Source organism: Streptomyces sp. NPDC088252 (assembly GCF_044740965.1).
Classification (GTDB): Bacteria; Actinomycetota; Actinomycetes; order Streptomycetales; family Streptomycetaceae; genus Streptomyces.
In genome coordinates, this window is record NZ_JBIURS010000007.1 from 110,257 (window position 1) to 130,729 (window position 20,473).

The following is a 20,473-nucleotide window of genomic DNA, read 5'->3' on the forward strand; positions in this document are numbered from 1 at the left end:
GGGGCGGCCGCGCCGGGCCCCGCCCCCCCGCCCCCCCGCTGGGGGGCCCCCCGCGCCGGGGCCCCACGGGCGTATCGGGCCGCACTGTCCTGCTCTCAGCGCGGGCGGCTCTCCCTGCGCAGGCGCACCACATGGATGGCGGCGGTGGCGGCGACCACCGCCACCGCCGTGCCGGTGGCGACCTTCGCGGCGTTCATCCTGGCGACGCCGTCACCGGGTGGGCCCTGCACACCGGCCGGAGCGACCGGAGTGCCGGTGGTGGGCACGCCGGGGGCCGGACCGACCGTGAGGCCGACCCTCGTCGTGGAGTCCGGCGACGTGTTGCAGATGAACGTCACCTCGTAGGCGGCGCCGGGCCGTGCGTCCCGGTCGACGGTGGCCGCGGCGGCTTTGCCTCTGGGGATGGTGACCGTGTCGAACACTCCGGAGCCGGCCGTGGCGGTTGTGGAGCACCCCCGGGCGGCCAGGACGACCTGGCTCCCCGGCGCGATCACCGACGGAGTGACGGTGTATCCGGTCGCGGAGGACGCGCCTGTCGACGTCGCGGCGTACGCGGATGCGGCCGCGACGGTCGGGACGAGTGCGGCGGCGCCGAGCAGGGCGACGGGTGCGACGCCTATTGCGTGCATGGGTGAATCCTCCGGTCCCCGAGGAGCAGTTGCGGAACGGATTTCCACAGAGCGTCAGAAATGCACCTCGACGGGCCAAACGCTAGAAGTCGCACATTTCTCCGTCGATCCGAGTGCGCCGCTCGGGGCACCGGTTTCGCCCGAGCGGCGCATTGCCGGTATTTCGGCGTTCGGTGGACGGCTATCCGCCTGCCGCCCCGGGGAACAGATCGAGGAACGGTGCCGAGGTGGCCGAGATGCCCCGGCCGAAGGGGGAGTCGAAGTCCCAGATCAGGAAGAGCAGAAAGGCGATCAGGACGCTGAAGAGGCCGGCCAGCAGCAGTTCGCGGAAGGTTCTGCGGATCTGCAGCGTGAAGATCAGCCCGATGGTCACCAGTGCCCCGGTGATCAGCCCGAACCAGACCACGCCCGGCATGGTCGCACCGGCGCTCTGGCCGCGTCCCCCGCGGGCGTCGTCGACTGCGGCGACCTCGTCGACCAGTGGCTGATATGCCTGCCCCTCGTGGTCGTTCCTCGGTCGGTAGTCGGTGACGTCGGCACGTACCCGGTCGAGGAGCCGGGCCCCCTCGTCGGTGAGGGTGCCGTGGTCCGACATGGACCGCCACTCGTCGTGGAGGACGTGACGGACGTAGGCGTCGACATCGGTGCGGATGCGCGTACGCACCTCGGCCGGGTAGACGGCGGAGCGGGCCTTCACTTCGTGCAGGGCCTGGGCCTCCAGGCGTACGTACTCCTGGGCCGCGCTGCGGCCCTCCCAGACGCCCGCGATGGCGAGGCCCAGCACGATCGCGTAGACCACGCCGATCATCATTGTCATGTACTCGATGACGTCTGGCGTCTCGGACGGGTCGTCATCGTCCGCGAGCCGGCGGTTGCTGAGTACGGCGATCGTCAGGACGACGGCGCTGGCCGCAACCATGGCGAGGGCGAGAACAAGCCATTCCGACATGTTTCCTCCGAAGGTCATCGGGAGCGGGGACGCAGCACGGCGACGGCGAACACCGCAGGGGCCGTGATCATGAGGGTGAGGGTGACCAGGGAGGTGCCGCGGCGCGGGACCTTGCGTGGCGGCTTGCGGTAGGTGGGGAGCGCCACGGGCCGGGGCGCGGGAGGCGTGGAGCGTACGGAGGGCGAGGGCGAGGGCGAGGGCGGAGGGGGCGGTGGTGCAGGCTTCGGTTCCGGAGGCGGTGCGTGGGTCGGCGGTGGCGGTGGCGGTGGCGGTGGCGGTGGCGGTGGGGGTGGGGGTGGCGGTGGTGGCGGCGCCGGTCTGGGTGGTGGGGTCGGTTTGGGCATGGGGCCCGCGTGACAGTGGCCGTCGCCCGACACGGCGACCGCCGAACTCCCGCCGTCCTCCCCGATGGAGGCGTACGCACAGTTGTCCGCCACCGCGGGTGCCGGGGCGGTCAGCAGCCAGAGGAGTACGACGGCCGCCGCGAGCCGTCCTATGAGTGATCCGTACACGACGGGGAGCATGTTCCGGCCCGGCGCGGCACACGCCGGGGGCGGACCGGATTCCCCTGATGGTGGGGACATGGAGCGCCGGATGTTTGCGGCTCGGGGAAATTCTGGGAACGCGTTGAACAAAACGGGGCACCACCCTTGCCCGGGGCCGTGGATGAGCGACTGCGCATCGCAATCGGGCCGAGGTGAAGGGAAGTTGTTGCGTACCGCCGGTGGAATGTCTCGCACCGTAGGGCGCCGGAGGCCCTCCATGCGCTCACGGTGGCGTGCGGTCGGGGCGAGGGGAGGCGCGGCGCCGGGTCGGGGATGTCCAGGGGCAGCGGGTGGGCCACAGCCGGTTCATGTCCGCGCCGGGTGAGGGGAGGCCGCGGTGAACGCCGAGGGCCGGCCGGCGCCGAACCCGGTGAACTCGCGGGGCATTCGGCATCGAAGGATCCGGAACTCGGAGCCATTGTCGTCGACAAGCGCGGCAGGACGGTCTATCGCTTCAAGAAGGATGTCGCGCGGTCGATGAACCCGGTCCGCACGGGTTCCCGCCGATGGAGGTGCCCAGTCGTCGCCCATTGGCGATGAATGATGTCAAAGGCGTCACCAGCAAGGGTTTTGCCGCTTTCTATCGGCCCGGCGGACTTGAACGGCAAGCCATCCACTGCTGTCAGGTCCATACCTTCACCGGCGAGGTGAAGTCGGGGAGGACACCAACGGCCAAGGCGTCGGCGGCACATGGTACGTGGTGCCCCCGACGCCGAACTGCGGGTGCCCCCCGAGTATCCCGAAGTGCCTCTGTGCGGCCGGTTCGTCGCCGAATGTCACACGTAGCGACAGACCGATCGCACATGCCACTGGTGTGTGACCAATAACGGACGACTAATTTCCGTTTCCGCTCGCTCTCCTGGCGGTCGATCAGTAGCCTCTGGACAACACTGACCATGAACATGGCCGGATCGCCGTGGCGACTTGTTGGAGACATCGATGGAGCGTCCCGCCTGGGCACCGCAAGGCATTGACATCACTGTGCCGAGCGTGTCTCGCATGTACGACTTCTATCTGGGCGGATCGCACAATTTCGAGGTGGACCGGGAAGCGGCTCGCAAGGCGATGGAGTTCCTGCCGGGACTCCCCAAGATCATGCAGGCGAATCGCGCCTTTATGCGCAGGGCCGTGCGTTATGCGGTGAGTGAGGGCATCACCCAGTTCCTGGACATCGGCTCCGGAATACCGACTTTCGGCAATGTGCACGAAGTCGCGCAGGCGGCCGACCCCGAGGCCCGGGTGGCATATGTCGATCACGACCCCGTCGCGGTCGCGCACAGCCAGGCCGTACTCGAAGGAAACGACCGGGCGGTGATCGCCGCCGCGGATCTGCGCCGCCCGCGGGAGATCGTGAAGAGCCCGGAGATCTCCGAACTGCTGGACCTGAAGCGTCCGGTGGCTCTGCTCCTCGTCGCCGTACTGCACTTCATCGAGGACTCCGACGACCCGCGGAGCGCGCTCACCGAACTGCGTGAGGCACTGGCCCCCGGCAGTCTCGTCGTCATCACCCACGCGTCGTACGAGGGGATTCCGGTCACCCAGGAGGAGGCGGGCGGCGCGGTCGGCGTCTACAAGAACATCCGCAACCCTCTGATCATGCGTTCGCGCGACGAGATCAGCCGGTTCTTCGAGGGGTACGAGATGGTCGAGCCCGGACTCGTGTCGATGCCGAACTGGCGCCCCGACACCCCTCTGGCGCCGGAGCACGAGGACCCATTCGCCTTCTCGGGCTTCGCGGGAGTGGGACGCAAGGCGTGAGCATTCCCGCCCAGTCGTCCGGAGCGCCCGACACGGAGCCCGACGGCCCCGAGGACCGGCTCCGGAGATTCGCCACGATCTGGAGCCGGGCCATCTTCCCGTCGACGGCCACCTCCATGACGCGCCCGGAGTTCGAACAGCATCTGCTGCCGCTGGCCCGTGCGCTCAGCGACATCCTGCACGCGCGGCCCTTCGACGCGGTTCCCGCGAGCGAGGTGGGCGCCGCCCTCGTCGGCGCGCACTGCACGGATCCGGACGCGCTCAGCAGCACGCTCGGCGTGGTCGACTCGTATCTCGTGCTCTACTGCGGCGGCAACGGCGAGACGCTGCTGTCGACCGAGGACAGCAGAGCCCGCTGCGCCCGGATGCAGCACGCCCTCGCGGGTGGCTTCACCGAGGCGCTGCGCGAGCGGACCCTCGCCGAACAGGAGGCCATCGCCCGCTCGGCACTCACCGCCCGCTCGAATGCCGAGCAGGCCCTGCACGCCACGGAGGCACGCTTCCGCGCCGTCTTCAAGGACGCGGCCGTCGGCATCGGGATCGCCGATCTGGACGGCAATGTCCTGGAGGTCAACGACACCCTGACCCGGATGTTCGGCGGGCTGGAGCACCATGTGCGCAGCCACAAGGTCAACGAGTGGGTCCACCCGGAGGACTCGCCGCAGGTCTGGAAGTACTACAACGAGCTGGTCCGCGGCGAACGCGAGCACTACCGGGTGGAGAAGCCGTACTACCGCAACGACGGCACGGTCCTGTGGACCAATCTGACGGTGTCGCTGCTGCGCGACGCCGAGGGCAGACCGGAGTACCAACTGGCGCTGTTGGAGGACACCACGGAGCGTCGGCTGCTCAACCTGCGGCTGCGGTACGAGGCCACCCACGACGCGCTCACCGGCCTGCCCAACCGGACGCTGTTCTTCGAGCGGTTGGAGAAAGCGCTCTCAACCGACGACGGCAGCCGCTTCGGCCTGTGCTACCTCGACCTCGACGGCTTCAAGGCCATCAACGACAGCCTCGGCCACGCGTCGGGCGACCGGCTGCTGGTCGAGGTCGCCGACCGGCTGCAGAGCTGTGCGACGGCGCCCGGCGAGATGGTGGCACGGCTCGGCGGCGACGAGTTCGTGGCCCTGACCACGGGCCCCGACACCCGGACGGAGGTCGACGAGCTGGCCTGCCGGATCCTCGGCGTGCTCAGCACCCCGATCCGCCTGGAAGGGCGTGAGCTGACCGTGCGCGGCTCCATCGGGGTCGTCGAAGGGCCCGCCGGTGAACGCAGCGCCGCCGAGGTGCTGCGCAGCGCCGACATCACGATGTACCGGGCCAAGTCGGCGGGCGGCAACCGCTTCGAGCTCGCCGACGCCGAGGCGGACGCCCGTGCCATCACCCGGCACGGGTTGACCACCGCCCTGCCGGCGGCCCTGGAGCGCGGTGAGTTCTTCATCGAGTACCAGCCCCTGGTGCACCTGGGCGACGGCTCGGTGCACGGCGCGGAGGCGCTGGTGCGCTGGTGCCACCCGCAGCACGGGGTGCTCGGTCCCGACCGGTTCATCCCGCTCGCCGAGCACACCGGGCTGATCGTGCCGCTCGGCCGCTGGGTGCTGGAGGAATCCGTGCGCCAGGCCAATTTCTGGCAGGAGCGGCACAGCGACGGCGGTCCGCTGCGGATCAACGTCAACCTGTCCCCGACGCAGCTGCACCACCCGAGGCTGGTCGCCGAGACCGTCGACGTACTGGAGCGGTCGGGGCTCGACCCCGGGGCGCTGTGCCTTGAGGTCACCGAGTCCGCGCTGATCGGTGCGGACGACGATCTGCTCAAGCCGCTGCGGCAACTGTCCGAGATGGGCGTCGACATAGCGCTCGACGACTTCGGTACCGGGTACTCGAACCTGGCCAACCTGCGCCGGCTCCCGGTGAGCGTACTCAAGCTGGACCGCTCCTTCACCCAGGGAATGCAGCAGCATCCGGTGGACCCGGTCGACATGAAGATCGTCGAGGGGATCGTCTCGCTGGCGCACAGCCTGGACCTCGCGGTCACGGTGGAGGGCGTGGAGACCGGGGCCCAGGCGGAGCAGTTGCGCAATCTGGGCTGCGACACGGCACAGGGGTGGTACTACGCCCGTCCCGGAGCGCCCGACCGGATCCACTCGCTGCTGCTGGCCGACGCGGTGTGAGGGGCGCGGGAGGGTCTCGGCGCGGTTCTCGAAGGCCGGACGGGCCGGATCAGCCCGTCCGGCTGGCGAGCAGCACCTTCTGCAACTCGCGTGCCGCGCGCGGCGGCGCCACATCGCTGCGGTGCGCGAGTGCGATCGTGCGACGCAGCCCCGGCCGGGCCAGTGGTGTGGTTCGCAGGTCGTGGCCGGCCCGGACGGCGACCATGCTGGGCACCACCGCGATCCCGAGCCCCGCCCGGACGAAGCCGAGCACCGCGTCCATCTCTCCGCCCTCCACCGTGAACGACGGCTCGAAACCCTCCGCGCGACAGGCCGCGACGGTCAGTTCGCGCAGATCGTAGCCGTGCCGGAACATCACCAGGGATTCACCCTGGAGGTCGGCGATCCGTACGCTCCCGCCCCGGCCGGGCCGTGGCGCCCGCGCCGACGACACCACGACCAGGTCCTCCTGGAGCAGTTCGACCGTGGTGAGCGCAGGGGAGGCGGCGGGCAGCGGCAGCACGACCAGGGCGAGGTCGAGGGCGCCGCGCGCCAGCTCCCGTACGAGGTCCAGTGAGCCGCCCTCCTCCAGCAGCAGCTGGATCCCCGGGTGCCGGTCGTGGAAGGCGCGCAGCACGTCGGGCAGGAGACCGGTGCAAAGGCTGGGTGTCGCGCCGAGCCGGACCCGGCCCCGGCGCAGCTGCGCCAGCTCCTGCACCTCGTGGCGTGCGGTGTCGGCGTCCGCGAGGATCCGGCGGGCCAGCGGCAGCAGGGCCTCGCCCGCGTCGGTGAGGGTGATGTTGCCGCGGGCCCGGCTGAACAGCTCCGCCCCCAGCTCGTTCTCCAGCGCCCTGATCTGCTGGGAGAGGGAGGGCTGGGAGACGTGCACCTCTTCCGCGGCACGGGTGAAGTGGCGCGTCTCCGCCACGGCCACGAAATACATCAGCTGCTGGAATTGCATACACGCAGCCTAACGGCGGCGATAGTCAAAGCCTATGAACATGAGCCGCACCATGTCTTGGACTGATGGGGTCCTTCGGCCCTAGCGTCGTGTCCATGGCATTGGCAACACGGACGGACCGACGGCCGTCCATGACGCGTACGCTCTGGGACTCGTCCGTCGGCAAGAAGACGATCATGGCCGTGAGTGGTCTGATCATGCTCCTCTACTTGGTCGTCCACATGATCGGGAACCTGAAGATCTTCTTCGGGTCCGGCGAGTTCAACCATTACGCGCACTGGCTGCGGACCATGGGGGAGCCCTTCCTGCACTACGAGTGGGCCCTGTGGATCGTCCGCGTCGTGCTCGTCCTCGCCGTGGTGCTGCACGCCGTGTCCGCGTACCAGCTGAGCCGCCGCGACATCAGGGCGCGCCCCGCCAAGTACGTCCACAGGAAGCCGCGCGCCGGCTATGCCACCCGAACCATGCGCTGGGGCGGGATCATCCTCGCCCTGTTCATCGTCTGGCACATCCTCGACCTGACGACGGGCACCGTGCACTCCGGCGGGTTCCGGTCCGGGCACCCGTACCAGAACGTCATCGACACCTTCTCCACCTGGTACGGCAACACGATCTACATCGTCGCCATGCTCGCCCTCGGACTCCATGTGCAGCACGGATTCTGGAGCGCCGCCCAGACCCTCGGCGCGGGCAGGGCAACCCGTGAGCGCGCTCTCAAGACCATCGCCAACGTCCTCGCACTGGTGCTGACGGTGGGCTTCATCTCCGTACCCGTCGCCGTCATGACCGGAGTCGTGAGCTGACATGTCCGACTACTCGCACTACGAGACGGGCACGCCCGTCGTCGACACCAAGGCCCCCGAAGGCCCCGTCGCCGAACGCTGGGACACCCGCCGCTTCCAGGCCAAGCTGGTCAACCCGGCCAACCGCCGCAAGCACACCGTCATCGTCGTCGGCACCGGCCTGGCCGGTGGTTCGGCCGGCGCGACACTGGCCGAACAGGGTTACCACGTCGTCCAGTTCTGCTTCCAGGACTCGCCCCGTCGCGCCCACTCGGTCGCCGCGCAGGGTGGTATCAACGCCGCGAAGAACTACCGCAACGACGGCGACTCGATCCACCGGCTGTTCTACGACACGGTCAAGGGCGGCGATTTCCGGGCCCGCGAGTCCAATGTGCACCGGCTCGCCCAGATCTCCGTGGAGATCATCGACCAGTGCGTCGCCCAGGGCGTCCCCTTCGCCCGCGAGTACGGCGGACTCCTCGACAACCGGTCCTTCGGCGGCGTCCAGGTCTCCCGCACCTTCTACGCGCGCGGCCAGACGGGACAGCAGCTCCTCCTCGGCGCCTACCAGGCGTTGTCCCGGCAGATCGCCGCGGGCAACGTCGAACTGCACGCCCGTACCGAGATGCTCGACCTGATCATCGTCGACGGCAAGGCCCGCGGCATCGTCGCCCGCGATCTCGTCACCGGAAGGATCGACACCTACTTCGCCGACGCGGTCGTCCTGGCCAGCGGTGGCTACGGCAACGTCTTCTATCTGTCGACGAACGCCATGAACTCCAACGCCACCGCCGTCTGGCGAGCACACCGCCGCGGCGCCTATTTCGCCAACCCCTGCTTCACCCAGATCCACCCCACCTGCATCCCGCGCACCGGCGACCACCAGTCCAAGCTGACCCTGATGAGCGAGTCGCTGCGCAACGACGGCCGGATCTGGGTACCGAAGGCCAAGGGCGACGACCGCCCCGCCAACGAGATCCCCGAGGACGAGCGCGACTACTACCTGGAGCGCATCTACCCCTCCTTCGGCAACCTCGTCCCCCGCGACATCGCCTCCCGCGCCGCGAAGAACGTCTGCGACGAGGGACGCGGCGTCGGTCCCGGCGGCCAGGGCGTCTACCTGGACTTCGCCGAGGCCATCCAGCGGATGGGTCGGGACAAGGTCGAGGAGAAGTACGGCAACCTCTTCGACATGTACGCACGGATCACCGCGGAGAACCCGTACGAGACCCCGATGCGGATCTACCCCGCCGTGCACTACACGATGGGCGGACTCTGGGTCGACTACGACCTCCAGACCACGATCCCGGGCCTGTTCGCGATCGGCGAGGCCAACTTCTCCGACCACGGCGCCAACCGGCTCGGCGCCTCCGCGCTGATGCAGGGCCTCGCCGACGGCTACTTCGTCCTGCCGTCGACCATCAACGACTACCTGGCCCGCAACCCCCACCACGACGAGGTCGACGCCTCGCACCCCGCCGTCGAAGAGGTCGTCGCGGACACCGAGGACCGACTGAACCTGCTGCTCTCCGTCGACGGCGACCGCACCCCCGACTCCTTCCACCGCGAGATCGGTGAACTCATGTGGGAGTACTGCGGAATGGCCCGCACCGAGGAGGGGCTGCGCAGGGCACTCGACCGGATCCCGCAGATCCGCGAGGAGTTCTGGCGCCGCATCAAGGTGCCCGGCACCGGCGACGAGTTCAACCAGTCGCTGGAGAAGGCCAACCGCGTCGTCGACTACCTGGAGCTCGCCGAGCTGATGTGCCTCGACGCCCTGCACCGCGCCGAGTCCTGCGGGGGCCACTTCCGCGAGGAGTCGCAGACCCCGGACGGCGAAGCCGCCCGTCGGGACGAGGAGTTCTCCTACGCCGCCGCCTGGGAGTTCTCCGGCACCGGCGAGGCACCCGTCCTGCACAAGGAAGACCTCGTCTTCGAGTACGTCCACCCCACCCAGCGGAGCTACGCATGAAGCTCACCCTGCGCGTCTGGCGCCAGAAGAACGCCGACGCCCCCGGCGCCATGTCCACCTACGAGGTGGACGGCATCTCGCAGGACATGTCGTTCCTGGAAATGCTCGACACCCTCAACGAGGAACTCATCCTCGCCGGCGACGACCCCGTCGCCTTCGACCACGACTGCCGCGAGGGCATCTGCGGCGCCTGCAGCCTCGTCATCAACGGCGACGCCCACGGCCCCGAACGCACCACCACGTGCCAGCTCCACATGCGGTCCTTCGAGGACGGCGACACGATCGACATCGAACCGTGGCGCGCCTCGGCCTTCCCGGTCGTCAAGGACCTGGTGGTGGACCGCTCGGCCTTCGACCGGATCATCCAGGCGGGCGGGTACATCTCCGCCCCGACCGGCACCGCCCCCGAGGCGCACGCCACACCGGTGCCCAAGCCGGACGCCGACTCCGCCTTCGAGCACGCCGAGTGCATCGGCTGCGGTGCCTGTGTCGCGGCCTGTCCCAACGGCTCGGCGATGCTCTTCACCTCGGCGAAGATCAACCACCTCAACGTCCTGCCGCAGGGCGCTCCCGAGCGCGAGACCCGGGTCCTCGACATGGTCGGACAGATGGACAGCGAGGGCTTCGGGGGCTGCACCCTCACCGGGGAATGCGCCACGGCCTGTCCGAAGGGCATTCCGCTGCCGTCGATCTCGGCCATGAACAAGGAATGGCTGCGGGCGACCCGCAAGGTGCGCCGCTGAGAGAACGGCCGAGTTCCCGGCCCCGGAGGCCGCCCACCTCCGGGGCCGGGAAGTCTCAGCTGCTGCGCCGGGTCAGGACGTCACGGCGAGGTCGTCACCGTAGACCGTGCCCTGCCCGTACCAGCCGTGCAGATAGACGGTCACCGCCCCGGTCGACCCCGTGGTGAACGCCACCGACTGCTTGGCGTAGCCGCTCGACGAGCCCCAGGTGCTCGCCGAGGCGTCTCCCCGCACACCGAGGTAGCCGTAGGATCCCTGCACCCAACCGCTCAGCGTGTACGTGGTGCGGGGGGACAGGGTGAGCGTCTGTGCGCACTCGCCCGTCTGCGACGAGGTGGCCGCCGCCGCGAGCGCGTGCGAACCGCCGTGGACCGGGGTGGAGACGACCGAGCCACCGGACTCACAGGTCCAAGGGCTCAGCGAACCCGTCTCGAAGTCGCCGTTCACCAGGGCGCCCGTGCCGCCGCCCGGACCCGACACCGTCAGGGTGAAGGCCGCCGCATGGCTGAGTGCGCCCGCCGTACCGGTCACATCGATCTTGTACGTGCCGGGCGTCGCGGACGCCGAAGCGCCGACCGTCAGCTTCGATGTACCCCCCGCGGCGACCGAGGCCGGGCTGAGCGTCGCCGTCACGCCGGCGGGAGCTCCGCTCGCCGTCAGCGCCACGGTCTTCGCGTTGCCGGAGGTGACCGCGGTGTTCACGGTCGCGGTGGTGGAGCCACCGGGGGCGACCGTGGCCGAACCGGGTGCGACGGCCACCGAGTAGTCGTCCGTCACCGGACCCGCGCCGCTCGTGAACGGCGCGAAGGTGTGCGAGAAGTACCAGGTGTCCTGGGCGATCCCGGAACAGGTGTCGCTGCCCCCGGTGCCGGGGCAGCCTCCGTTGTCGCGCTGGAGCGCCCAGAACGACAGGGTGCTGACGCCCTTGGCGACGGCCCAGTTGTAGACAGAGGTCGCGTCGGCCGTGGTGAAGGTCTCGGCCGGACCGTAGTCGTCGATGCCGGGCATCTCGATGATGCCGGTCATGCCCCACAGTTGGGCGTCGGTCTTCGACGGGTAAAGGCCGGCCAACTGGCCCTTCAGACCGGTGATCGCCGTCTGGGTGTCCTGCGCCATGTGGTGAGAGGCGCCGTCGTAGTAGTCGAACGTCATCAGATTCACCACGTCGACCCTGGTGCCGTTGGACACGGCGTTCTCCAGCACCGCCAGACCGCTGTCCGCGAGGCCGCTCGTGGTGGTGGGCAGGGTGTAGGAGATCTGCACCGAGCGGCCGTTGGCGGCGGCCCAGTCCTGGACCTTCTTGATCGCCTTGTTGCGGCGGTCGACACCGGCGCTGTTCTCCAGCGAGTTGTCCTCGATGTCCATGTCCAGGCGGGACACGTCGTAGGTCGTGATGACCTTCTCGTACGCGGCGGCGATCGAGTCGACACTGGTGCAGCTGTCGGCGATCTCGGTGCCGCCGTTGTCGGCCGCGTAACCGCCGAACGAGGGGATCACGTCGCCGCCGCGCGACCGGATGGACGTGAAGTCGGCGCCGAACACGGACTGGGCGACGGGCTGGCCCGAATCGCCGTTCCAGTACGGGGTGCAGGAACCGCGGGCCTCCGTCTGGAGGAAGGCCATGGTCAGGTACTTGGCGCCGGACTGTTCCGAGAGGGCGGCCGGACTGTCTCCGTTGTACGCCTCGAAGTACGGGGCGAAGACATGCGCGGGCAGGGGAGTGGCGGCGGTCGTGGCGGCCTCGGCGCCGATGCCTGATCCGAGGACCAGACCGGCGGAGGCGATGGTCGTCGCCAGGACACTCAGGACTGCGCCGAGTGTTCTTGGACGTCTCATGGGGTGCTCCCAGCGGGTGAGACAACGGGCGGATCGCACGGCTCGGCCGCGCCCGGTCGAGGGCGCGGCCCGTTCCTGTGATTCCCGGCCGGGGTCACATGCCGCACGGCATGGAGCGGCCGTGCGGCATGCCCATAATTGGTCTGGACCAGCCTTCGGTCAATGCCCTTTGCCTTTTCATTTCCCATTGCTTGCCTGATGCCGCAACTCTCCATCGGAGAAGAGGAGTTGAGTCATCGGCTCAGACGGAGCGAGGCCCTGAGGTACGCCGCGGTGCGGCTGCCCTCCGCGTGCGCGACCTCCGCGGGCGATCCCGCCGCCACGATCCGGCCGCCCCGGTCGCCGCCTCCGGGACCGAGGTCGATCACCCGGTCGGCGCCCGCCACCACCGTCATGTCGTGCTCCACGACCACGACGGTGTTGCCCGCGTCCACCAGTCCGTGCAACTGCCGCATCAGCACCTCGACATCGGCGGGATGCAGCCCGGTCGTCGGCTCGTCCAGCAGATACAGCGTGTGGCCCCGGCGCGTGCGCTGGAGTTCGGCGGCCAGCTTGATCCGTTGAGCCTCGCCGCCCGACAGCTCCGTGGCCGGCTGACCGAGCCGCAGATAGCCGAGTCCGACATCGAGCAGCGTCCGCAGACTGCGCCCGGCGGCGGGGGTCCCGGCGAAGAAGCCGGCCGCCGACTCCACCGTCAGATCCAGGACCTGCGCGATGTCCAGGCCGCGCAGGGTGACCTCCAGGGTCCGTGGGTTGTACCGCGCACCGTGACAGTCCGGGCAGGGCGCGTACGTACTGGGCAGGAAGAGCAGCTCGACGGAGACGAAACCCTCGCCCTGGCAGGTCTCGCACCGCCCGCCCGGCACATTGAAGGAGAACCGCCCCGCCTTGTAGCCGCGCTCGCGCGCCGTGTCCGTCTCGGTGAACAGCTTCCGCACGACATCGAAGAGCCCGGTGTACGTGGCGAGATTGGAACGGGGGGTACGGCCGATCGGCTTCTGGTCGACCTGCACGAGGCGGTCCACCGCCTCCAGCCCCTCCGCCGACGCGCACCAGGGCGGGGGAGGCTCCGCGGGCGGACCCGAGGTGGCGGACACCTGCCGATCGGCGAGCGCACCGGCCAGGACCTGACCGACCAGGGTCGACTTCCCCGACCCCGAGACGCCGGTGACGGCGGTGAACACCCCCAGCGGGAACTCGGCGTCCACCCCTCGCACATTGTGGCGGTCGACGCCGTTCAGTTTCAGCCACCCCGACGGTGTACGCACCTGCCGCACAGGTGCGGGGCCCTCGTCGAAGAGGAAGCGCCGGGTCGCCGACTCCGTCACCTCCGCGAGCCCGGCCGGCGGACCGCTGTGCAATACCCTGCCCCCGTGCTCACCGGCCAGCGGCCCCACGTCGACCAGCCAGTCCGCCCGGCGCACCACATCCATCTGATGCTCCACCACGAAGACCGAGTTACCGGCCTCCTTCAGTCGGCCCAGCACCCCCAGCAACGACTCGGTGTCCGCCGGGTGCAGACCGGCCGACGGCTCGTCCAGTACATACACGACACCGAACAGGCCGGAGCGCAGCTGGGTGGCGAGGCGCAGCCGTTGCAGCTCGCCGGAGGACAGCGTCGGAGCCGTGCGGTCGAGGCTGAGATAGCCGAGGCCGAGCTCGGTGACCGTCTCGATCCGGGCGAGCAGATCCGCCGTCAGGACCCGTGCCGTGTCGCTTCCGCCCGCCGTGCGCAGCACCTCGGCGAGAGAGGTGAGCGCAAGCGCGGCCAGTTCGGCGATCGAACGGCCGGCGAAGGTGACGGCCATCGCCTCCGGGCGCAGCCGGCCGCCACCGCAGGCCGGGCAGGGGGCACTGGTCAGGAAGCGCTCGGCCTTGGCGCGCAGCGTGCGGCTCTTGGAATCCGCGAAGGTGTGCAGCACATAGCGGCGGGCGCTCATGTACGTGCCTTGGTAGGGGCGTTGGATGCGTGCCGCGTCCCGCACCGGATGGACGGTCACCACCGGCTGCTCATCGGTGAACAGGATCCACTCGCGGTCCGCGGCGTCCAGCTCGCGCCACGGGCGGTCGACGTCGTAGCCGAGCGCGTCCAGCACATCGCGCAGGTTCTTGCCCTGCCAGGCCCCCGGCCAGGCGGCGATCGCGCCGTCCCGGATCGACAGCGAGGGGTCGGGGACCAGCAGTTCCTCGGTGGTGCGGTGGATGCGGCCGAGACCGTGGCACTCGGGGCATGCCCCGGCAGCGGTGTTCGGCGAGAAGGAGTCGGAGTCCAGCCGTTCGGCACCGGGCGGGTAGCTCCCGGCGCGCGAGAACAACATGCGCAGGGAGTTGGAGAGCGTGGTGACCGTTCCGACCGAGGAACGGGCACCGGGCGCCGAACGGCGCTGCTCCAGCGAGACGGCGGGCGGCAGTCCGGTGATCTCGCCGACTGCGGGAGCACCGACCTGATGGATCAGCCGACGGGCGTACGGGGCGACGGACTCGAAGTAGCGGCGCTGGGCCTCCGCGTAGATCGTGCCGAACGCGAGGGAGGACTTCCCGGAGCCCGAGACGCCGGTGAACACGGTGAGGGTGTCGCGCGGGATGTCGACCGAGACGTCCTGGAGATTGTGCTCACGGGCGCCGCGCACCCGGACGTACGGATCGTGGGGGGTGGACATGGGGCGCGTGGACTCCGTACGGATCGGGGCAGAGGCGGCAGCCTGGGGACAAACACTCCGATTCTAGGCGCCGGGAGCGGTCCCGGGGCGACTGCTGCCGGGCACGGGCCCGCAGAAGCCGCAGGCCGGCCCTGTACGGACCGGCCTCGGGCGACGGACACACCCCGCCCGTCCCGTTGTCCGCCGACGGACCGGGGGCGGACAGGGGCGAAGGGCCTCAGCGGGACGGACGCAGCGCGCGCTTGATGGGCCGCCCGACGACACTGCGGGCCCGCTGGTACGTGGAGCGCTGGACCGGCACCGAGGAGTTCTTCGCGAGCTTCCGCTTGAGCTGGTTGTTCTGCTCGGTGAGGTCCGTCAGCTGGGACTGGAGCCAGCCCAGGCGCGCGCTCATCGTGGAGGCGTCGGCGCCGACCCACGGGCGGATGCCCGGCGGGAAGGCCAGCCCGCTCATCCGCTCCTCGAAGGCCGTACCGCCGTCCCCGTGGGTGAAGGTGTTCTCCAGGCCGTTCTTGTCCAGGAAGTTCATGAACCGGTCGAACCGCTCCTGGTGGCCGTGTGTCAGCGGTCCGAAGTCGGCCTCGGCGTAGAGCTCGGCGGGGTCGAGGTCGGAGGGGGCCTTGGCGAGCATCCGGTGCGGGATGTCGAAGTAGCGGCACAGCTCCAGCGTCCTGGAGTCGCCGCAGAGCACGGTGGCGGGCGTGCCGGCCAGCAGCGCCGCGATGTTGCCGTGGATGCGGGAGCCGAAGGAGAAGTCGAAGCCCCGGAGGTCATCCATCCAGGCGGCCGGGTCGACATAGACGCGGACCTTGTCCTCCCGGTACATGGGATGGTCGGGATGGGTGGGGATGTCGGTCAGCGTGGCGTTCTGATGGGACATGTCGCGCCAGTGCAGCTGACGTGCTTCGGAGAGGTTCTGGCCGATGAACCGGAGATGGGGATAGTGGGCGTGGGTGCGGTTGATGATCCGCCCGAGCTTGTGCTTCCGCACGGCGTCGTGGGATCCGTTGACGGAGATCCGTGAGTCGGGCCCGAGCGCCCGGCCGCTCTTCCGGATGTCGAGCCTGGTGCCGTTGAGGAACATCGAGGGGCAGCCGATGACGTCCACGTCACGGAAGCCCATGTCCCGCAGGTACCGCTCGGTGAACTCCCCGCGCACACCGATCGAGGCGCTGTGGTCGAGCACGGCGGAGACGAACGCGTAGACCGTGGACTGCATGGGGCGCAGCCGGTCCGCGGAGTAATTGACGCCGGTCTGGGCACCCACGCCCGGCACGACGACCGGGATCTTGAGCTTCGAGATGAGCTGGGTCAGACGCTCCAGCTGGCGCTCGAAGGACGGCCGGAAGGCGTTGGCGAGCGGGATGACGAAGACGTCGTACTCGCTGTTGATGCGGTCGGCGTCGGCGACCCTGGTGGCGATGCCGTTCGAGACCACTTCCGAACGAGGCGTCTCCAAAATCTTGTGGGCGGCATCGCTGAAGATCAGGTTGCCCGAGTTGGTGGCGAACACGTCCTCGTGGAGAGCGCGCTCGACAGGGACGACGTCGTAGGGGCTCTTCCCTGAACGCAGGAGTATTCGCTTCACATGGTTAACGTTGGATGCCACAAAGCTGAATATAGCTTTACGAATGCTTTTGGTTCCATGCGCATCCTGTACAACCTTTTACGGTCTACGCGGAACGTGAGTACATGATCACACATCCGCGAACGAACGAACGGGTGTGCGGGTCGGGGTGCGACTCCTCGGAACCGTCCCGCAGGGCGTCGGCGAAGCCCTTCTGACGCCCTCTTGAGCGCCGGGCGGCCCCGCCGTACGCTGCGTTCCGCCCGTGGGCGCGCCTACCGGGGAGGTGGAAGCGTCGTCATGGCCGACGCACTGTCCGAGAACGACATCCTCGAAGCCGTCGCCCGGCACATCGGCCGGCCGGGGCAGGGGCCGCAACTGCGGCGGACCGGCGCCGACATCACCCGGCTCCCGATGCTCGACCTGCGCATCGTCCGCTGCGTGGAGACCCGCACCACGCGGCCGGAGTCCAGGCCCGGCACGTACGACACGTCGAAGCGGGCCGAGTACGAAGGCGATCTGCGCGACCATCCGGTCGATCCGCCGCAGGACCCGGAGGTGTCGCGGACGGTGGAACTCGTGCTCCGCGGTTCGGTGAGAACGGTGCCCTGTGGCTGCGACGGTGGGCGGCAGCCCTGCTCGCGCTGCCGGGCCAGGGGAAGGCTGCGCTGCGACGTCGGCCCGGTGTGCCCGGCCTGCGAGGGCGTCGAGCCGTGCACCTGGTGCGACGGCACCGGCGAACGCCGCAAGGACCGAACACCGTCCGAGTCGGCACGGGAGAAATCCACTGCCGGTCGGACCGCCTGTGTGAAGTGCCGCAAGCCCCGCACCGCTTGTCCGGAATGTCGGGGATGGGGTGCCAAGAGGTGTCCGAAGTGCGATGACACGGGCTTCCGGGTCTGCCCGGTCTGCTCGGGTGAGAGATCGACGGCGCACGACCCCTGCGACGGCACGGGCCTGGTCACCCTCTGGACCGGGGGATCGGTCGTTCAGGCCCCCGACCGGTCCTCGTCGAGACTGCCGGAGCCGGCGCCGCCGCTGCGCTTCCGACAGCAGGCCGGCCGCGCCGGCGCGTGGCAGCGGGTCACTCTGGGCTCGGCCGGTGCCCCGCTGCCGGACGGCCTGGACCCTGCCCATCTCGCGGCGGTCGAATCGGCTCTGACGCCACGCCGGGGCGAGGTGGCCAGACGCGTCGACATCGGCTGGCTGCAATCGGCCGCGGTCACCATTCCCGACGATCCCGACCACGTCTTCTACGTCTTCCCCGGACGCGAGGGGCCGGAGGTCGTCCCGATCTGGTCGAGGCGCCGGTCCCTGCGGGCTGCCGCTGTGGTGGCCGGTGTGGTCGTGCTGGTGCTGCTGATAGTGGCGTTGGTCTGATTTGCTGGGGGGCGTGAGCAGCGACCACCGGCCCCTGGCCGTATTCGACCTGGACGGCACGCTCGCCGACAGCGGCCACCGGCAGCACTGGCTGGAGGGTCCCCGACGCGACTGGGACGGCTTCTTCTCCGCCGCCGTCGACGACCCGCCGCTGCCCGAAGGCGTCCGGCTGGCGCTGAGCAGTGCCGAGGACTGCGAGATCAGGTATCTCACCGGTCGGCCCGAGCGGTGCCGTCGCGACACCGTGGCATGGCTGGCGGAACAGGGCCTGCCCGAGGGGCGGTTGTACATGCGCCGAAACGACGACCGCAGGCCCGCCCGGCACACCAAGCTGGAGATCCTGCGACGGCTGGGCCGGGAACGCGAGGTGCGGATGCTGGTCGACGACGACGAACTCGTCTGCGACGCGGCGGAGAGGGCCGGATTCGCCGTGGTACGGGCCCGTTGGGCGCAGGTGTCGCCCGCCCTCAAGGACGCGCAGGAGCGCGAGGGTCGAACCTGAATCCGGCGTGACCGGCTGTGGTGGACGGGGGTGCTGGTGCCGCGCGCGGCACCAGGGTGCGCAGGGCCGGTGCGTGCACGGTGGGTGGCTGAACCCGGGTGCCTGGGCGGGGTGTACGGCGTGACCGGAAGCTCTCGGGGAGCGCGCGGTGTCGCGTGCCGAACCCGGTCCTGCGGAACCGGCCGGAGGCGGGCCGGCGCGATTGTGGTGCCCTCGTGATGCCGTCGTGCCCGATCAGCTCGGTTCGTCGAGTCGGAAGCCCACTTTCAGGCCCACCTGGTAGTGCTCGATTCGGCCATCCTTGATCTCTCCACGAACCTGCGTGATCTCGAACCAGTCGAGATTGTGCAACGTTTCCGAAGCTCTGGCGATGCCCCTGCGGATGGCGTCGTCGACGCCTTCATGGGAGGTTCCCACGATCTCGGTGACCCGATAGGTGTGATTCGACATGCTATGTCTCCTCTCCTCCTTACCACGGTGCCCCACCCGGACCGGGTGTGCGAGGGGTCGGTGTGCAGAATGCGTGATGAACGGGCCTTGACCAAACCAATGGTCCATACCAAAATCCAGCCACGCCCGTGCGAGCGCCGCCCGCAGTCCCCCACACCGGGTCCTGGATCTTGTCGTGCCGTTTCGCAGAAGGTGAACCTGGTGAAGAACCGCATACTCGTCGGAGCCGTCGCGCTCGTTTCCACCTTTGCGCTGGGCGGATGCGGCTTCGTCGCGGACTCGGAGGCGTCGGGCAGCAAGAAGGTCACGATCTGGCTGATGAAGGACAGTGTGTCCGCCGACTTCCTGGAGCGCTTCACCAAGGCGTACCGCGACGAGCATCCTTCCATCGAACTGGAGTTCAAGATCCAGAGCTGGAGCGGCATCGGCCCGAAGGTCGTCGACGCGCTCAAGGGCAAGGACACCCCGGACGTCATCGAGGTCGGCAACACCCAGGTCTCCCAGTACGCGGAGAGCGGCGGACTGAGCGACCTCACTCTGGAGTCCGTGCGTGACCTCGGCAGCGACGAATGGCTGCCGGGCCTCGCCGACCCGGGCAGTATCGAGGGCGTCCAGTACGGCATTCCCTGGTACGCGGCCAATCGAGTGGTGATCTACAACAAGGATCTCTTCGAGCAGGCGGGTATCACCAGCCCGCCGAAGACCCGGGACGAGTGGATCGCGGACAGCGCCCAGCTGAACCGGAACGGCAATCAGGGCATCTACCTCGCGGGCCAGAACTGGTACGTCCTCGCCGGATTCATCTGGGACGAGGGCGGCGAACTGGCCGAGGAGAGGGGCGGCAGCTGGGAAGGCACCCTGGACAGCCCCGGCGCGCTCAGGGGCATGAGCTTCTACAAGCAACTCCAGGCGCTCGGTGACGGCCCCAAGAACGCGGACGAGGAAAGGCCCCCGCAGGCCAAGGTCTTCGCCGAGGGCGACGTCGCGCAGATCATCTCGGTGCCCGGCGCCGCCGCGCAGATCGAGCAGCTGAACCCTGAACTCAAGGGAAAGCTGGGCTACTTCCCGATCCCGGGCAAGACCACGAAGTCTCCCGGCTCCGTCTTCACCGGCGGATCCGATCTGATCGTGCCGGAGAAGGCGGGCCAGCGCGCCGCGGGCATCGATGTGATCAAGGCGCTCGCCGGCCAGAAGTGGCAGGAAGAACTCGCGAAGGCCATGAGCTACGTGCCCAACAAGCCCGGTCTCGCACGTGTCATCGTGGGACAGGAGGGCACCGCGGCGATGGCCCGGGGAGCCACGAAGGGACGTGCGACCCCCAACGCGCCGCAGTGGGCGGATGTCGAGGCCGTCAATCCGATCAAGCCGTACATGACAGCGGTCCTGGAGGGCGGCGACCCGCAGGCGGAGGCGAAGGCCGCGTCTGAGAAGATCACCGAACAGCTCGCGGGCGGCTGACGCGCGCGGCTCCGGTCCCCGGTCCCCGGGCGGGCACACCTGGGATTCAGCCTTCGCACATCCCGGCTCTCCCATGCGGTCACGTCGAATCCAGCCGGTCACGGAAGAAGTAAGGGGCCGGGCCTTCGCAG

General features: G+C 69.3%; 16 protein-coding genes. 8 read left to right on the plus strand and 8 right to left on the minus strand.

The window, feature by feature from the left end:
- Positions 1–95: 95 nt before the first annotated feature.
- The 3 genes from ACIOHC_RS16485 to ACIOHC_RS16495 all read right to left on the minus strand — a co-directional run bounded on the left by ACIOHC_RS16485 (position 96) and on the right by ACIOHC_RS16495 (position 1,724).
- Positions 96–629 (minus strand): hypothetical protein, encoded by a 534-nt coding sequence (locus tag ACIOHC_RS16485; RefSeq protein ID WP_351084423.1) that lies wholly within the window; start codon positions 627–629, stop codon positions 96–98.
- Positions 630–810: 181 nt separating this feature from the next.
- Complete coding sequence (locus ACIOHC_RS16490; protein WP_351084421.1) at positions 811–1,578, minus strand: hypothetical protein; 768 nt, start codon at positions 1,576–1,578, stop codon at positions 811–813.
- Positions 1,579–1,592: 14 nt separating this feature from the next.
- Positions 1,593–1,724 carry a hypothetical protein gene (locus ACIOHC_RS16495; RefSeq protein ID WP_351084420.1) on the minus strand — a complete coding sequence of 44 codons (132 nt, stop codon included), beginning with the start codon at positions 1,722–1,724 and terminating at the stop codon, positions 1,593–1,595.
- A gap of 1,338 nt (positions 1,725–3,062) precedes the next feature.
- Here ACIOHC_RS16495 and ACIOHC_RS16500 point away from each other — a divergent pair.
- Both ACIOHC_RS16500 and ACIOHC_RS16505 read left to right on the plus strand, forming a co-directional pair.
- Positions 3,063–3,881 carry an SAM-dependent methyltransferase gene (locus tag ACIOHC_RS16500; RefSeq protein WP_351084418.1) on the plus strand — a complete coding sequence of 273 codons (819 nt, stop codon included), beginning with the start codon at positions 3,063–3,065 and terminating at the stop codon, positions 3,879–3,881.
- Positions 3,878–6,052, plus strand: coding sequence for an EAL domain-containing protein (locus tag ACIOHC_RS16505; protein WP_351084416.1), 2,175 nt, complete (start codon positions 3,878–3,880; stop codon positions 6,050–6,052). The genes ACIOHC_RS16500 and ACIOHC_RS16505 overlap by 4 nt, the downstream gene beginning before the upstream one ends.
- A gap of 49 nt (positions 6,053–6,101) precedes the next feature.
- Here ACIOHC_RS16505 and ACIOHC_RS16510 read toward each other — a convergent pair whose 3' ends face one another.
- Entirely contained in the window at positions 6,102–6,992 is an 891-nt protein-coding gene (locus tag ACIOHC_RS16510) for a LysR substrate-binding domain-containing protein (RefSeq protein ID WP_351084414.1), read from the minus strand.
- 95 nt (positions 6,993–7,087) lie between these two features.
- On the opposite strand from ACIOHC_RS16510, the gene ACIOHC_RS16515 reads away from it, so the two are divergent.
- The 3 genes from ACIOHC_RS16515 to ACIOHC_RS16525 are packed head-to-tail and all read left to right on the plus strand — an operon-like array spanning position 7,088 to position 10,489.
- Positions 7,088–7,795: a succinate dehydrogenase gene (locus tag ACIOHC_RS16515; protein ID WP_351084412.1), complete on the plus strand. Its 708-nt coding sequence runs from the start codon at positions 7,088–7,090 to the stop codon at positions 7,793–7,795.
- Position 7,796: 1 nt separating this feature from the next.
- Positions 7,797–9,746 (plus strand): fumarate reductase/succinate dehydrogenase flavoprotein subunit, encoded by a 1,950-nt coding sequence (locus ACIOHC_RS16520; protein WP_365693681.1) that lies wholly within the window; start codon positions 7,797–7,799, stop codon positions 9,744–9,746.
- The gene (locus tag ACIOHC_RS16525) at positions 9,743–10,489 is read left to right on the plus strand and encodes a succinate dehydrogenase/fumarate reductase iron-sulfur subunit (RefSeq protein ID WP_365693679.1); all 747 of its coding nucleotides are present in this window, start codon (positions 9,743–9,745) and stop codon (positions 10,487–10,489) included. Before ACIOHC_RS16520 ends, ACIOHC_RS16525 begins: the two co-directional genes overlap by 4 nt.
- Positions 10,490–10,561: 72 nt before the next feature.
- Here the strand turns inward: ACIOHC_RS16525 and ACIOHC_RS16530 are convergent, their stop codons facing one another.
- The 3 genes from ACIOHC_RS16530 to ACIOHC_RS16540 form a co-directional block, all read right to left on the minus strand.
- The gene (locus tag ACIOHC_RS16530; protein WP_351084405.1) at positions 10,562–12,325 is read right to left on the minus strand and encodes a glycosyl hydrolase family 18 protein; all 1,764 of its coding nucleotides are present in this window, start codon (positions 12,323–12,325) and stop codon (positions 10,562–10,564) included.
- A gap of 233 nt (positions 12,326–12,558) precedes the next feature.
- On the minus strand, positions 12,559–14,985 hold the full coding sequence (gene uvrA, locus ACIOHC_RS16535) for an excinuclease ABC subunit UvrA (protein WP_389637728.1): 2,427 nt from the start codon (positions 14,983–14,985) through the stop codon (positions 12,559–12,561).
- Between the two features lie 217 nt (positions 14,986–15,202).
- Complete coding sequence (locus ACIOHC_RS16540; protein WP_351084402.1) at positions 15,203–16,594, minus strand: polysaccharide pyruvyl transferase family protein; 1,392 nt, start codon at positions 16,592–16,594, stop codon at positions 15,203–15,205.
- 258 nt (positions 16,595–16,852) lie between these two features.
- On the opposite strand from ACIOHC_RS16540, the gene ACIOHC_RS16545 reads away from it, so the two are divergent.
- Both ACIOHC_RS16545 and ACIOHC_RS16550 read left to right on the plus strand, forming a co-directional pair.
- Positions 16,853–17,932, plus strand: coding sequence for a hypothetical protein (locus tag ACIOHC_RS16545; RefSeq protein WP_389637726.1), 1,080 nt, complete (start codon positions 16,853–16,855; stop codon positions 17,930–17,932).
- A gap of 13 nt (positions 17,933–17,945) precedes the next feature.
- Complete coding sequence (locus ACIOHC_RS16550; protein WP_351084398.1) at positions 17,946–18,434, plus strand: hypothetical protein; 489 nt, start codon at positions 17,946–17,948, stop codon at positions 18,432–18,434.
- Positions 18,435–18,668: 234 nt separating this feature from the next.
- Here ACIOHC_RS16550 and ACIOHC_RS16555 read toward each other — a convergent pair whose 3' ends face one another.
- On the minus strand, positions 18,669–18,884 hold the full coding sequence (locus ACIOHC_RS16555) for a dodecin (protein ID WP_351084395.1): 216 nt from the start codon (positions 18,882–18,884) through the stop codon (positions 18,669–18,671).
- A 201-nt stretch (positions 18,885–19,085) separates the two neighbouring features.
- Here ACIOHC_RS16555 and ACIOHC_RS16560 point away from each other — a divergent pair, with 201 nt between their 5' ends.
- Positions 19,086–20,342: an extracellular solute-binding protein gene (locus ACIOHC_RS16560; protein ID WP_351084393.1), complete on the plus strand. Its 1,257-nt coding sequence runs from the start codon at positions 19,086–19,088 to the stop codon at positions 20,340–20,342.
- Positions 20,343–20,473: the final 131 nt, after the last annotated feature.